Source organism: Streptococcus sp. 2020WUSS084, from assembly GCF_044427445.1.
GTDB lineage: Bacteria > Bacillota > Bacilli > Lactobacillales > Streptococcaceae > Streptococcus > Streptococcus suis.
This window is the reverse complement of the sequence record NZ_JAOTGC010000015.1, coordinates 38,125-52,337: the sequence shown is the minus strand read 5'-3', so window position 1 is coordinate 52,337 and position 14,213 is coordinate 38,125. Positions and strand designations below refer to the sequence as shown.

The 14,213-nt window shown below is 40.0% G+C and carries 10 protein-coding genes; all 10 read right to left on the bottom strand.

The features are described from left to right. Nucleotides 1-195: 195 nt before the first annotated feature. The 10 genes from galE to ODU50_RS08450 all read right to left on the bottom strand — a co-directional run bounded on the left by galE (nucleotide 196) and on the right by ODU50_RS08450 (nucleotide 14,199). Nucleotides 196-1,209, bottom strand: a complete 1,014-nt coding sequence (gene galE / locus ODU50_RS08495) for a UDP-glucose 4-epimerase GalE (protein ID WP_044755311.1) — start codon at nucleotides 1,207-1,209, stop codon at nucleotides 196-198. Between the two features lie 103 nt (nucleotides 1,210-1,312). Next, nucleotides 1,313-1,489 (bottom strand): 30S ribosomal protein S21, encoded by a 177-nt coding sequence (gene rpsU / locus ODU50_RS08490; protein WP_000048054.1) that lies wholly within the window; start codon nucleotides 1,487-1,489, stop codon nucleotides 1,313-1,315. A gap of 387 nt (nucleotides 1,490-1,876) precedes the next feature. After that, a complete protein-coding gene (locus ODU50_RS08485) occupies nucleotides 1,877-3,220 on the bottom strand; it encodes an ISLre2 family transposase (RefSeq protein ID WP_024418055.1) in 1,344 nt (447 codons plus the stop codon). 114 nt (nucleotides 3,221-3,334) lie between these two features. Then, on the bottom strand, nucleotides 3,335-3,571 hold the full coding sequence (locus tag ODU50_RS08480; RefSeq protein WP_024418056.1) for a hypothetical protein: 237 nt from the start codon (nucleotides 3,569-3,571) through the stop codon (nucleotides 3,335-3,337). A 53-nt stretch (nucleotides 3,572-3,624) separates the two neighbouring features. After that, the gene (locus ODU50_RS08475; RefSeq protein ID WP_105122051.1) at nucleotides 3,625-4,416 is read right to left on the bottom strand and encodes a ParA family protein; all 792 of its coding nucleotides are present in this window, start codon (nucleotides 4,414-4,416) and stop codon (nucleotides 3,625-3,627) included. A 109-nt stretch (nucleotides 4,417-4,525) separates the two neighbouring features. Beyond that, nucleotides 4,526-6,190, bottom strand: a complete 1,665-nt coding sequence (locus ODU50_RS08470; protein WP_105122050.1) for a helical hairpin domain-containing protein — start codon at nucleotides 6,188-6,190, stop codon at nucleotides 4,526-4,528. A 4-nt stretch (nucleotides 6,191-6,194) separates the two neighbouring features. After that, nucleotides 6,195-6,545: a plasmid mobilization protein gene (locus ODU50_RS08465; RefSeq protein WP_024412555.1), complete on the bottom strand. Its 351-nt coding sequence runs from the start codon at nucleotides 6,543-6,545 to the stop codon at nucleotides 6,195-6,197. A gap of 225 nt (nucleotides 6,546-6,770) precedes the next feature. Beyond that, the gene (locus tag ODU50_RS08460) at nucleotides 6,771-7,046 is read right to left on the bottom strand and encodes a hypothetical protein (protein ID WP_024412554.1); all 276 of its coding nucleotides are present in this window, start codon (nucleotides 7,044-7,046) and stop codon (nucleotides 6,771-6,773) included. 39 nt (nucleotides 7,047-7,085) lie between these two features. Continuing rightward, complete coding sequence (locus ODU50_RS08455) at nucleotides 7,086-12,881, bottom strand: PBECR4 domain-containing protein (protein ID WP_238600019.1); 5,796 nt, start codon at nucleotides 12,879-12,881, stop codon at nucleotides 7,086-7,088. 10 nt (nucleotides 12,882-12,891) lie between these two features. Further along, a complete protein-coding gene (locus ODU50_RS08450) occupies nucleotides 12,892-14,199 on the bottom strand; it encodes a hypothetical protein (protein WP_105153418.1) in 1,308 nt (435 codons plus the stop codon). Nucleotides 14,200-14,213 lie beyond the last annotated feature (14 nt).

Genomic DNA, 14,213 nt, shown 5'->3' with positions numbered 1-14,213 from the left:
AGAGTAGAACAATTTCTAGTTTCTCAGAGACAGACTTTGGACTTCTTTTGGACATAATAAAACTCCCTTTATAGTTTCTAGTGAAAATTTTTGTTTTTTCACTGTCCACTATAAGGGGAGTATATCAGTCTCCATACCTGTTTTTCTTTTCCATAATTACAAAAATAAGATGTGAGCCTCCACTCACATCTTTTATTATCCTTCGTATCCATTTGGATTTTTCGATTGCCAGTTCCACGTATCTTGACACATGTCTTCAATTGTTTTTTCTGTTTTCCAATTTAACTCTTTCCAAGCCTTGTCTGCGTTGGCGTAACAGGTTGCCACATCACCTGGACGACGGTCAACAAGTTTATAGTGTACTGGAACGCCATTTACCTTTTCAAAGGCTTTGACCAACTCCAATACACTTGTTCCTTGACCTGAACCAAGATTGTAAGTATGTACACCTGTAGTAGTTGAAATTTTTTCAAGCGCCTTAATATGACCAAGTGCCAAATCAATCACATGGATATAATCACGCACTCCAGTACCATCAACTGTATCATAATCGTTACCAAAAACGCTGAGCTCCTCACGTTTACCAACGGCTACCTGTGCAATAAACGGCATCAAATTATTAGGAATACCAGCCGGATCTTCCCCAATCAAGCCAGATTCATGGGCACCAATTGGATTGAAATAACGGAGCAATGCAATACTCCACTCCTTATCTGCTACTTCCACATCACGCAAGATTTGTTCCAACATAACTTTGGTATAGCCGTACGGATTCGTTGCGCTAGTTGGCATAGTTTCAACCAAAGGTGATGGATTATTGAGACCATAAACAGTTGCACTTGAGGAGAAGACAATTTTCTTAACACCAAATTCTGCCATGACTTCTACCAAAGCTAGGGTTGACATGATATTGTTTTCATAGTACATAATTGGCTTAGCTACGGACTCACCGACTGCCTTGTAGCCAGCAAAGTGAATGGCTGCCTCAATGTTTTCATTTTCAAAAACTTGGCGCAAGGCTTCCTTATCTGCCACATCCAACTCATAGAAAGTTGGGCGCTTGCCAGTGATGGTTTCAATGCGGTCTAAAACCAAAATACTTGAGTTTGAAAGATTATCCACGATAACCACTTCTTTACCTAAATTTAACAATTCGACAACCGTATGACTACCAATATAACCTGCACCACCAGTAACTAAGATACTCATCTCTTTACTCCTTTTCACCTGGACAAAATTCTATATCCCTATTATATGTCACCTGTTGTAAAAAGTAAACAAAAAACAGCCTTTCGGCCATTTTCAAATTCAATTAGAATTTTTTACGCTTGCGAGCTGCTTCTGATTTACGTTTACGTTTTACAGATGGTTTTTCGTAGAATTCGCGTTTGCGTGTTTCTTGAAGAGTACCAGCTTTAGTAACCGCACGTTTGAAACGACGAAGAGCATCATCAAGTGATTCGTTCTTGCGTACTACTGTTTTTGACATTTTTTTCACTCCCCTCAATTTCAAAGTCTTTATCATTTTACTATGATTCAACTCATTTGTCAATATTTTTTCATTCTAAGTATGTGTCTAAATTTTTGAGATTTGCCAATACCTCTTATAATACAAGCGTTGACAGAGATTTCTCACTACCAATTTTTTTCAAAAAAAGCCGATACAAGTGTTTTTTCCTTGTATCAGCCTTGACGATATTGTTTTCTTTATGCTACAATAAGCTATGGCTGATTAAGCAAGGCCCACTTGTCTTAATCGGTGGTGTAGGAATTCCCGTTCCTACACCTTTTTTGATTTTTGATACAATCATTATAGCACATTATTAATGATAATGCAATCGAGAATATGCCAAAAAACACTAAAAATGCTCTACTTTTAGCGTGTTCGGTTTAACTTCATAAGCCCTCGTAGTTGACCTTTTTTCGGTTGCTTAAAAATTTTTAATAAACTATGATCTGTTTCATTAGGCAGTAATTTTTTTACCTCTCCACCCGACATCCCTCTACCATAACTATAGTTCTGCCACTCTCCAAAAAATAAGTCACGTAAATCCTCTAGTCGATCTAGTAGTATCATTCGAGCCATAGTACAAGCTCCGTTTTCTGACCAGTACATCCCCCTCTTCTTCATCCGGTAGGTTAGTTTCCTATGCTGTGATTCCATAATACCTAAAGAATGTGTTGGTAGTCCTCTTAATGCAGCAGACTTAGTCTGACTAAATCTCTTCAAAAACTTATACTTAAAATGCAGAAGTTTAGCCACTTCCTCCTCATTCTCAGCCATAGCTTCACACGTATCAAATACAACTTCTGCATCTGACTTGTTATGAGAGTATTTGGCAGCCAGTAGCCTATCCGTCAATTCTTCAGGATAATTTTTAAGGATAGTCCTAATTTTCTCGTCCACATGGTAAGCATCCCAAAAGTGTTCATGCCTTTTTATTCCAAGAGCCTTGGCTATCTCAAGGAAGATGCGTCTTGTATAGCCTTTACCATTATCCGAGTTTGTAATTAGAACAGTTTCTGGTGTTATTTCAAAATGATTATAGAGATAGTCCAACAAGTCATCCTTAGCTTGATTGTAATTGATATGGACAATCTCTTTTTTGTTTTCGAGCATATACCTGTTGGGACTAATCTGCTTTCGACCTGTATGGACTACAAAATGGGATAATTCCCGATTCCTACGCTCGTCTGCCTTTTCTGTGCATTTAACCATAACCCCGTCACCCTCAACATAGATGAACTTACTCTTTATCTTTTGAAGTTCGTTACTTGGCTTATTTATATGACATTCTTCTCTTTGTTTGAGCAATTCTCCTGCTTCCTTGATAGCCTTAAGTACAGTGTCTTTAGTCACGTGGAATCCAAGGCAGGTTTCAATCACTATTCCTACTTGTCGATAGGATAACATAGTTGACAACTTTGAAACATAATAAAGCAACTCTTTGGAAAATCGGATATGCTTTTTTAAACCCAGTTTCTCATCAAGTGGTATTCGAGTACGTTTGCCATTGGTCCAACGGCTTCTGGAGAAGGTAACCTCCCCAAAGGTGAATAAGACTGTCCGTTCTGCTTGGTTAATCCGCCGATAGCCGTTAGCCCTCATGATTGGTGCTATATAAGCTTCGTACTGCTCAATATATTTCAGGAATTGCTCCTGGGTATTCACCCGAAATTCTGCTACTAATTCTCGTTCATCAATCACAAAAGTATTCATCATACTATTTTATTCGTTTTTGAAAAAAAGAAAAAGCCCTAGGAAGCCTTCGTAGCTTCCTAGGACATAGTCTTTTATAATATGTTTTAAATATATTATAAATATATCTATAATTTATTCTTTAACGCTTGCGATCCAATCATTTAGAAATGCAGATGTTGATTTCCCATACCCTTGACGTTCAGCCATACGTATCAGTTTCTCTTTATTTTCTCTATCAATCGAGGCATTCAATGAAACTTTTTCGTGTTCCGTACGTGTAGGTAATTGTACATCTGGAAAAGTCCCTTGTTGATTGCCAAAGTCCAAAGCCTTGTAGATATTTTCTCGATTTCCTTCATCAAATGCCATGATATTCTCCCTTGACTTAATATTGTTATGTTTTTGTTATCATCTTAACATGATTATATTATATCAGAAATATTTTGGAATGTCATTTCAATATCTTCAAAAAATTTCTTGTGTGCTTGGAAAATATCTGGAACTTGTTTCATATCTGAGATAGGTTTCTTCTCCAGTGTTGACTTATTGAAGAGTTCTTTGTTGGGAACGCTGGCAATCCAGCGACTATCTCCCTCTAGTTTCTCAAGTAAATCCCTAGATGAGTTTTTATTATGTGCTATCATATTGGCCACGAAATAGAGTTTGGCCGTAATGTAGCTCTCTCTGGTTGTATAGTCAAACACTTCATCACGGAATGCTTCTAAACGTTCCTCAATGTTGAACTTTGCATTGTAGCCGTGCTCGCTTGGAGTTAATGGACTGATAATTGAGTGACTGACAGCTACCGCATTCCTTGTAGCCGTTGCAAAGTCAGGGTGACAATCAATAATGACATAATCAAACGTGTTCAGCGACAAGGTTGTGTAGTTATCACTGAACCACATATACAGCAACATATCCTTATTGGCCTTGTTTTCCAAATCCCGTTCAACCACATCCAATTGCATATAGCCTGGAATAATACTGATGCCTGGTTTCACGTTGATAATCTGGGCAGCCCCTGTTCTTCTGAAAATATCAGCCACTGTCCCACGTGTTTCAAATATATTGTAAGTCTGAGTTAGGTTACATTGGTGATCCAAGTCAATAAACAGGATATTTTTCCCCTGTCTTGCTAGCCATTCCCCGTAATTAAATGCTAAGGTTGTCTTTCCAACACCGCCCTTTATCGCTGAAAAACTAATAATTCTCATTACATCCTCCTTTGTTATATAAAACATGACAATAATTTATTTTTATCACAATATAATTATAACATTATTTTATTACGCTGTAAAGAAATATATTATTTTTTTGTTATTTTTATAATATCTTTTTTGGGTTGCTTTCACGTATTTTAATATTATCCTGTATCTTCTCAAGTTGCTGGCTGTTAGAGACGATTGAGTCAAAACGTTCACGCAAGCCTGTACGTTCGATTGTCACTTCTTTGATCAGCTTATCAATCTCTGACTTCTTAGTAGTCGGATCTAGCTTCAAATCTTTTAGAATTTGATGTGCTAGTTCGTGGTAGTGCAGCTGACCTCCCTCCAGGGCAAGCAATGCCCCCTGGAGCTTGTTCAAATCTGCCAACCGTGTATCTAACTTGTCTAGCTCTGATTGAGTAGCTTGGACTTGTTCACGGAATGAGTTGGATAGATTTTCAAACTGCGTACCGTCTGTAACACCATGAGCAGACAGAAAATTAAACTCTCTGACCAGCTGGTCAATTCTGCTGATGTACGGATTTTTGTTGACGACAATTTCACCATTATCATAAGACAGTTGCTTGGCAATTATCTCCCCTCGCATCGCCTTGTTCTTAGTCGCATCGTTGGCATTGGTAAAATAAAACCAGTCATTCTTTCGGATAAAGATTTCATAGTCACCGTTCTCCAGCTTATCGACATAACGTGACGGAATAAGGACGGTGCCTTTATTAGCTAGACCATGTTCTAACTCTAGATAAATCCCTTTGGAAGTTTCTTCCATGACCTGCCAATTATGGACCTGAATTCTCATTTCAAAATCAGCTTCCTGACTTTTCTTATACTCTTGATAAGCTGTGTTGATTTTATCTATGCTGTAAGTTGGCTGATTGCCTTCGAGTGAGTGAGCAATTCCTTCCAAAGAGTAATTTCCTCGCTTGGATAAGGTACGATCACGAACAGCACGTTGCTGGTCTTTGTCTAGCAATTTGTACCGCACTTCCTTCCCTGAAGTATCCAGCATCAAGTCCAGCTCCTTTGCTTTTAACTTAAAATCATCAAGCGATGTTGAGTGCTTGAGCAAAAAGTCCAGGCGATCTTTAATTTCGTAACGAAAGACATTTTTCTTGCGATAAGCGATGTACTCACGACGACTGTTTTTCATCTTCTCATCTATGATTTTGGCTCCAGCAATGCTAGCGTGTTTGTCTGAAATATTTTGAAGGCTCCTTCTTGTCCCTTTTTGCCAACGAAATTTTTTCATGGTCACTGAGTTAGTATTATTAAAAATGATATGGTTATGGATATGGTTCTTATCGATGTGGGTTGCGATGACAAATTCATGTTGTCCACCTGTCAACTCTAAGACCGTTTTACGACCAATCTCATGGATCTCTTGTGGGGTCAAATCATCTTCAGGGCTAAACGATTGAATGATGTGATGAGCGAGTACATCCACACCATTACCACGTTTACCGAATCGAGTTTCGGCATTCATCCTTGTCAAATCAAATTCATCTGCCGCTGATACCACGTCGGTCACACCGTAACTAGATACCAACTGCAATTCCTGTTTCCCGTTAACCGTTACCAGCGGAAAATCTCGTAGTTCATTATCCGATTGCAGAATCGTTTTGGCATCATTCTGAATATACTTCATGGCACGGGCTACATCTTGGAGTTTGCTCTCTTCAATTGTCTTAGCCTCGTCTTTGATATACTTCACGCTACGCCCGAGAGATTGACTAGATTTTATCTGGACAATTTTCAAAACCACCATTTAGTTACACCCCCCTTTTCAGTTGGTCTTTAATCAGACGATTTGTCTGTTCTTTCAATTCTTGCAAGAGTGCCAAACATTCTGCAACGTCTCCACTATCGGCATCTCCATTTTCGTTCACTCGCTTCGCAATCTGGTTGACATTGACACCAACCCGATTTATCTCTAATCTCAGTTGTTTGAGTTTGTCAAAGTCAATCTTTTTCACCTCTCCAAATATCAACATCTCACGTGCAAACTGAGAAAAATTTACAATACCAACTTCCTCCATTTTCTGTTTTATAAAGCGATTCTCTTGCTCATCCACAAAAAATTCCTTCTTTATTGGCCTGCTTCGCTTCGCTTCTTGTTCCATGATTTTTCCTCCTAGCATCTCTGCATTTTCACATAGGGCTCCACCCTACCTTTTCTTCTGGCAAGCGTAGCATTTGTCCTGACAAATGCTCAAAATTAAAAAGTCAGTCAAGGTCAACCTATGCAGGTCAACCTCCGACTTCTTTTTAAGATTTTGGGGAGTTCCCCAATCCCCCAGTAAAAAATGTTGACACATTTTTTACCCTCTCTTCGAGAGAGTTTTTTATCACGAGGAGAGTTCTAGTGAGAGAATTTCCAGTCGCAGAACTTCAAAGTCTGCATCTGTCATCTCTTCAATTTCCATGTAGGCTTCGTGGTAATCATGAGCTAACTCCAGGGTAATTTTCTTGACTTGTTCACCCTCTGCTCGCAATCTTGCGAGGCAATATTTTCGAGTCAATTCCTGATTTTCACGACGGATAATTGGTTGACCTGTTTCAAGGTTCATCCAAAAAATATCCGTCAAGGCATTGACTGTTTCTTGACTAATCTTCTCTATCATGTGTTTGTTCTCCTTTCGGTTTGCGAGTAAAAAGTTGGCTTACAATTCCTTCGCTGCTGGTTGCTTTTTTGTATGTTCCTGTCTGACCTCGCTTGCCTTCTGCTCTTTTTGTTGCTCTGATTTTTCCTTTGCTTGAGCAATTTTTGATTGCAGTTTATTGGTAGTCAGTGTTTTATTTTTGACTAATTCAAGTGATGCATCAATGCGATTGATAAGACTTTTTGATTCTGCTTGGACCACCTTCAACTGATTCTCTAAGTCTTCGTAGCCTTGCTTATCTTGCGACCAGTTATGGAGGTAGCCAAATGAGTAGTCACTTGTATCTATTCCATAATGATTTGCGACTACGTAAGCTATACTCTCTGCCTGCAACTCTCGCTCGCTCCGACTATAGCCGTCGTTATGATGATGCAATTCCGAGTGAGCCATTTCATGAAAGAGGGTCTTGAGAATTTGTGCTTCAGACATTTTTTTATCCGCAATGACTATCTCATTATTCTCAATGTGATAGTAGCCATTGGCTCCAGAATCAATCGGATGAAAGGAAATTTTGACACCATTTTCTTGCGATACGTGACGTGCCGCACGGTAGATATTTTGATAATCTGGAACAGCACTTTCCAAGTTATAAACTGGCTTTGGTATCTCCTTTCCAGCTGTCTGTGATACATCGAATACTGTACCTAACTTAAAGCGAGTAATGGTCTTTTCTTGACCATCTGCATCTAAGACTGGTTGTCCATTTTTGTCTTTTTCCTTGAAGGTCATTGGCACCCAAATCTTAATTCCTTTCTCACCCTTTTGGACCTGTCTATCAAAATCAGTCTTCCATTTTCGATAGGAAGCTACAAGGCTAATATCTGGTTTTTGACTAAGCATCATATGAACATTGTAGATAGAATAGTCATGGAATTTACTTATAGCTTGCAGGAATTGCTTGTACTTGTCGGAGTTAACATATTCCTTCATCCCCTCTTTCAAATGATTGAAAAGGGCTTGGCTGTCATTGGAATCAAGAAGTGACTGAAGGGCTACATCTGTTGTTGGAGTTGGCTGAATATCGGTCGAAGCAGCTATGGTTTTTGCTTCCAATTTTTCCTCTTTGACCACTGCCTTTATCGGTTCAAGTTGACGATTTTGAAGAATAGTCAGAAACTCTTTCCCTCCGTCCTTGACGTATTCTTTGTTGATAGAAAGTTGATCAATTATCCCAGAACGCTCACGATAAATGCCGAGTATAACTTTCTCATCTACAGCTGCGACTTTGGTTTTCAAGTCACCCTTTATCTTCATAAGCGAGGCTGGTATCCTCTCTTCCCCAGCATCCTTAAAGAGTAAAAGAAAGTCTTCATCTTTAGATTTTAGAGCCTCACTCATGTCTAACTTATGTAACTTTTCAACGCTAGTCAGATTATCAAGAATAAATGATTTGGGATCTAAAATATCGGATAGCATTGGCAAAGCCTGGAGCTTATGTTTGAGTGAATTACTCACAAGTATTGAATCATAGTGCCCTCTGCCACTTACAAAATCATCTAAGAAGTCCGCAGCTCCTTTTCCCTCCTCAAATGGACGAATACCCGTCAGATGGACGAAATTCTCTTTGCGAAAATTCACCGATAATACTTCTTGTTGCCCTTGGCTCGCATAAACAAAGTAGACAAAACTGCCTGCCAATTCATTGGAATACCATTGAGCAGTATTCTGAATGGAGGGAGCATACTGATTCAGTCGTTTGATATCTGCTTCAGTAACAGGATGATAATTCCCTACTCTTCTTTGAATTTCTGAAAAATTTGTGCTAAAATGGAGTAAAGGATAGGATGATGTCGGGTGACTGGTAACAGTTTGCTCAAAGGTATCATTTGATACAGGTTTGACACTGCCTTCAGCTTCGAGCTGTAAAGAATCCGTGCCAATACTGGTCCTATCTATCAAGTGCTTCTGAGCTTGCTCAGGGGCTTTTTCTTTTTCCATATGGTCTTTTTGATTAACTAGCTTACCATCTCGAAGATCCATCAGAATTCTAGGAAATTCTTTCTTCCAAATCCCATTATCCTGCTTATGTGTTAATGTAAATCCTTTTGTTTGAATTAGCGCTTCTCTAAATTCAGCATCTTGCAAGAAACGTTCCGTCAAAAGTTTTTCCATTAAAGTGATGCTTGTTAACTTATTTGTAGGGCCTAACTGGTATGCCGACTGAACTTTTCTTCCTTGCTTAAATGCTTGTCTGTTTGACTCTGCCCATGTAAGAGCTTCGGATGTAAAACCGTTTGATTTGAGCGTCTGGTATGCATGTTCAACACTTTCAAATCTAAAGTTTCTTATCCAAATTGGACTAACTGCCAAATTGGATAAAATAGCATTCTCATTTGTAGAGGACCAGATATTTAATTTCGGTAAATCCTCGCTTGTACTCTCAGCGCTTTTTTCATATCCTTGACTCTGCTCGAGGGCTTTTTCTTTTTCCATATGATCTTTTTGATTAACTAGCTTACCATTTACATCTAACAAGCCTTTTTCATGAGAGAGATCTGCTAAATCTTGGAAAGAAAGACTAGCCAGCGGACTATCCTCAAATCCATGGCTCAAATAGAGACTAGGGTCAATATACCTTTCGACGAAATCTTTAAGCGGTTGTAAAGATATATCTCTAAGGTCCGAATTAAGGGCTTCTAAGCGAGCTTCATCTCCACCAGACCATATATCAATACCCTCCATGACTTCCTGAAGAGAATACTTTTGTACCAGTTCTAGTGATTTGGCAAACATCGTCTTATCAAAAGTAGAACGGAAGGCTTCTTCTTCCTTCTCAGCAATTCGATCCATATTCTGAGCGCTATCACGATAAACAGCCAACGGCAATTTGGGGTTATAACCAAATTTTTCTTGCAGTAGTTCAATCCCCATCACAGTTTGATCGCTTGGCAACGGGAATGGTTTCCCATAGTGTTTATCAAAAAACTTAAGTAGAGACTGATACTGTTCCTCAGGGGATAACTCTCGTAATTCTGGGTGGCTGGAAGCAAACTCCATATTCCTAATCCGATAAGAAAGATACTCTACTCCTTCTTCAGTAAATTCATAGCTCGTCGTTACATTGGGTATTAGGGTTTTAAAAAATTCGCTAATATGGGTTCTTTCGTTTTCTGTTAAAGCACGAAAAATATCTGGACGAGTAGACTGACTAAGGCTTGTTAGTTGCTCTGTCAGGAATTGTTTTAATTCATCTTTTTCTTTACCAAGTTCAATAATCTGATCCAGCAATGCAGTAAGCTGGGACTGATTTAAGCGTTTATCTAGAATTTCAATAGTAAATTCTTCCGGATAGGACGAGAGCGAGGTGTGACCTAGTTCATTGGCCATTTCTTCAATGTTAGGGTGATTAATCAAGTCATTAAAATCTAGCGTATCTATGTGCTCTTTATCTCTATAAAGCTTCACTTCGATACCAAGTTCTTTATTTTTATCTTCGACATAAGACGGAATATCAAAATTTGTATCAATCTGTCTTATCTGCTCTAAATGTGCTGGTGAAAGGATTCTGTTAAGTCGATCAGATATAGACTCCCCTTCCAATCCTACATCATAACGGAAACGCTCAACTAACATCTGCCCATCTGCAGTTCTAAGTCCGAACCAAGTACCTCCATCGTTCGAAAGGGAAACAGTTGGTCCTGTGCGAGGGTTCTCATTAAAGAGTTTGGCATTTTTAGGATAAAGAATGCTAACAAACTCTGTGTATGGGATAATTTCTCCTGAGGAGTATCGGGATAGTAGTGGTTCGTCAGAACTATGGAAAATAACTTCTATCTGCTCCTGAGACTGCTTAGGGGCTTGCAAATGAATATATCCATTATCAACCAGATAATCACGAATATGCTCTCGTCTTGGGTTGAAATCACTTTGGCCGTGGCCTACATCAAAGCGGATTTGCGAAGCGACCTCCTGCCCTTGCTCGTCCAATGAATAGACCTGTAAATAGGTCTTGAAATAGCCTTCTCCAACAAAAACTGAGTTGAATTGCTGCAACATCCACGTTTGCAATTCATCAAAGTTAGTGAGTGGCTGCTCAAGTCTTCCCAATTCTGAGAACTCCAGCTCAAACCTAGGTTCATGTTCTAATTCCATGCTTTGCTCCTTTTCATTGTTTATAGTAGTTTGTTGTTCCAGGAGTTCATTAACTCTTGCAACTGCAGCTGTGTCTCTAGCAAGATACTTTTGGGTTGTCTGAAACTCCCCATTCTCTGTCAACTCCAGTGCTACCTTACGCAATCCTTTGACAAAATATAGAGTCGGTTGCTTTTGCCATTGAGTAACTAGCCCCTCATCAATTAGATGCTGAGCTCCTGGACTTATCCTTGTAGCCTCTAGTCGCTCCTTCATTGCTTCTAGCTTGACAAGTTCTTTACGATAACGGTTGATGGTAGCCCTCGTGAAACCAGGCTCCCCCTTCTCAAACGCTTCAATAGCATCTTTAATACGAGGTATATTATCAACACTCATTACCAAACCACTGCCTTGTTTATTGAATCCTCGTTCTTTTAAGTCCTGTTGGTAACGTAGTTTCTCAACTCGCTCTTCTTGTTTCTTAATCTCATCAAGTTTGGTAAATACTGCTCCCTCTAGTTGGTCTTGCTTACGGAAAAAGGATGCTCCACCACGCTTATCATTCATAGGCTGCCCATTGGCTTGTCTTGTATGAGCATATACTCTATCTGCTTTCTCGACTAATTCACCATTCAACCGCTCTAGCTTTCTTTCTGCTTGAGCCAAGCGACTATTGTCACGTGAGATGTTATCCTCTAATACCATATCTGCTTTTCGGCCTTTCAAATAGTCATTCCAATCCATTTTGGTAGCTCCTTCTGGAAGAGGTGGTATATCTGTCTGCACTGGGATACCTTTTTCTTGCAACCGCTCAATAAAGTCACGACCTGCCTTATCGTTATCGACGGCCAGAGTGATTAGGTCGCTATTCTTTCCATCCTGAAAGAAAGTAGTGACCTTAGCCAATTTCTCCAGAGCTTCTCCCACTTTGTTCAAGTCTGGTTTGTAGTCAGTCTTACCTTGAAGTTCGGCTAGGAGTTCCATGGTATAACGTGAAACCGTACCTGCTTTCAACCCGTCCATAGCAACCAGCCTCACATCACTCAGATTGTCCTTATTTGCCTCGTAATAGCTCATAAGATCAATAGGGGCCTCCGCCAAAACAAGCCGTTTAGGCGTACCAATATCAACTCTCATGCCACTTAAACCGTCTGAGTTATTGGCTATCTGTTTAAGGTAACCTTTCCCTTCGTATCGCTCTTTATTCGCCACTATCCCTTGGAGACTTGCCCCTATGACCTTTCTTTGTTTGTCTAGGCTCTTAAACACAATAACAGGCTCCAGATAGTCATCTACAGCCTTTTTGTTAGCTTGTGCCAAAACTCCTGCTTGTTCAAAGAAATTGATTGTGTCATCAGATAGCCCTCTGACTTCCTTCAGATAATCACGTGCTTCTATGAAGGGTTGCTCAAAATGCCCTAAGACATAGCGAAACGGCTCTTTGACTGACTGGGTCATTTCTGCTTTCGGAAATTCACCTGTACGGAGATAATGCATAGCTTGTTTGTAATCAACCTCTTTGATAGTCTCAACCAGCTTGATTGCATCACCACCCAAGCCTTTTGCATTCCAGAAAAATATATTTTTTCTTGTGTCAATAACAAAAGAATCATGCTCCACCCAGTACCATTGTTGAGTGCTCCTTTGTTTCAATTCCATGCCTAGAGATTGAGCTACATCAAGTATAGACATAGCTTTGGCATCTTCTTTTGTAAACTTAGCCATAGTCTCCTCCTTACATCATCCGCCCTGGGCTTTCCTTGGTTGCTTCCTTGTCTAGTTCTTGTTGCTTCTGGGCAACTTCAGGGGAGACAAACCGCTGCAACTCTGGATAACGGGCTTGGGTCCGCTTTAGTTTATCCTGATATAGCTCGTCTGCATCAATACGATAGACTGCCTCTTGCTGCCCATTAAAGCCTTTTTCTATGTCAATATTCTCAAACTTGATGACTGCTAATTCAGACAGGCTACCACGATAATAGGCTCCTACGGTATGTTCCAAATAATCAAATACCTGGGGGAGTGTTTCCTTGTCCTTCTCGCGAATATAGGCCAAGCCATAGCTTTCTCCCTGCGAGTAGCCTATTGCAGTATGGAGGACCAACTCCTTGCCCTCCTGGGAGAGTAGGTTGTTGAAATCATCAATACGACTTTGGAGAATGGACTGGCTATAGAAGTCCAGGCCAAAATTCGTTGGATAGTCACGCTCGTAGGTCAGGTCAACATATTCAGCATAGCTGTTCCCATACTCTTCCCTGAAGGAGGCGAACTGCTTAGCATACTGATAGAATTGTCTGTGTGTTCGGAAGTCAGGAATGGTCGCTGGAGCTACTTCTGTAATCACATCCTTATCCACCTGGACAAAACCGTCAATAGCATCTCGATTCAGCACGTCGCTTCGGATAAGGGTCTTAAATTCTTGATTGTCTAGCCCTACCAAGTAGTTTAGGGTCTGTGTTTCAGATGATTGTGTACTACGATAGTCTGTAATCAAACCTTCTGTTATGACTTCCCAATCATCAATGTGGGCCGTGTCTGGTGCTCTCAGCAACAAGACTTCTTCCTGTTGCATATCCAAGCCAATCACCAGGTCGCCATTTGGCAGACGGTCCGTTTCAAGCTCTTCAATTTTCTTGTCAATCGATTGATTCAATCTCTCCACATCCTGCTTAATCGCAAATAGCTCTTCCGCATTGGTCTTTAATTCCTCGAAGTAAGCTCTTGATACTTCCACTGGAGCCACCAACAAATCCAAATCACGCTGCTCACGTGGGTAGGAGAATAGGTAAGGTGCTACATCCTTGAAGTCCTGATAATTCAAATTCTTAATAGATTCTGTAACCAGTATATTTTGTAAGGTACTATCTTCTGTATTAACGGTCAGCCAACCATCCAGAGCGATTGTGCGAATCGCGTCCATTAGAGCATAGTCTGGCAGTGCCTGCATAATACCATGAAAATAGCCGACATTCACAGCCGACTCTTCCACCACTTCCTTTTTAAGATTTTTCCAGTCACGTTGACTGAGTTGTTTTTGATTCATAGGTCATCCTTTCT